Origin of the sequence: Luedemannella flava (assembly GCF_039528515.1) — a bacterium.
In the GTDB taxonomy this organism is placed as follows: domain Bacteria; phylum Actinomycetota; class Actinomycetes; order Mycobacteriales; family Micromonosporaceae; genus Luedemannella; species Luedemannella flava.
Genome location: NZ_BAAALT010000333.1, coordinates 1 through 1,193 on the forward strand (window position 1 = coordinate 1; position 1,193 = coordinate 1,193).

Annotated in this window: 1 protein-coding gene; it reads right to left on the minus strand. The window is 79.5% G+C overall.

Annotated elements, in window-relative coordinates:
* Positions 1-1,193: tetratricopeptide repeat protein (locus ABD211_RS33070; RefSeq protein ID WP_344140458.1), on the minus strand; the 1,193-nt coding region annotated here is incomplete at both ends.

A 1,193-nucleotide genomic window follows, 5' to 3' on the forward strand; every position in this document is an offset into this window, starting at 1 on the left:
CCCGCAGTTCGAGGGTCTCGGCGAGCCACCGGCGCTCGCCGCGCCCGCCCGGGTCGTGCGCCGCCTCGGCCGCCAGGCGCAGCGCCGAAGGATGGTCACCGCCGTGACGGGCCACCCAGCCTTTCGCGACCAGCGCCGCGAGCAGATCGGGGCCGGCGGCCAGCGACCCGGCCTCGTCGGCCAGCGCGTGCGCGGCGGCGTTGTCCACTATGGCCAGCGACCGGGCCAGCCCGGCCAGCGCCGGCACGAGCGACTGGTGCTCGCCGCCGGCGCGGGCGTCGCGGACCGCCTCGTGGTACGCGGCGATGGCCTGCTCCCGCCAGCCCCGCCGGCGGTGCACGTCGCCGAGGGCGAGCAGGGCCACCGCGCCGCGCCGCGAACCCATCCGCCGGCACATCGGCGCCACCCGCTCGTACCGGTCGATGGCCTCGTCGAAGCGGCCGAGCCGGGCCAGGATCTCCGCCTCGTTGCACAGCGACACGACCCGCATGCCGGCGGCGCCGCCCCGCGCGGCCGCCCGGACGGCCCGGGTGGCCAGGTCGAGGGCCTGCGGGTAGCGCGCGCGGGCGAGCTGCTCGTGCGTCTGGTTGATCAGGACCCGGGCGGCCGTCACCTCGTCGCCGGCCCGTCGGGCGGCGTGCAGCGCCCGGTCGTAGTGGTGGACCACGGCCGCCGGGTCGCCTGCCGCCTTGCCCGCGAGCGCCAGCGCGACGTGCGCGGCGGCCAGCGCGCGGTCGTCGCCGGCCGCGACGGCCTGCTCGTAGGCCCGCGCCGCGTGCTCGGCGGCCGCCTCCGCCCGGCCGAGCATCCACTGTGTCGAGGCGGCCCAGGCCAGCAGCAGCGCCCGGTCGAGCGGACTGCCGGTGGACAGGTCGGCGCGGGCGAATGTGGCCAGCGCCTCGCGGGGCTCGGCGCGCAGGTAGTGGACCATCCCGACCCGCCAGGCCAGCCCGGGATCCCAGCCGTCGCCCTCGGGGCACAGGTCGGCGAAGACCGCGAGCGCCCCGACCGCGTCGCCGGTGGCCCGCAGCGCGTCGCCCCACAGCAGCCGGATCCGGTCGTCGCGCAGGTGGCGGGGCAGCGCCGCGACCAGCGCCACGTACTCCGCCGCGCCGCCCTCGGCGAGGATCCGCTCGCCCCGTTCGCCCAGCAACCGGGCGCACGTCGGGGCGCCCTCGGCGGCCAGCAGCGCC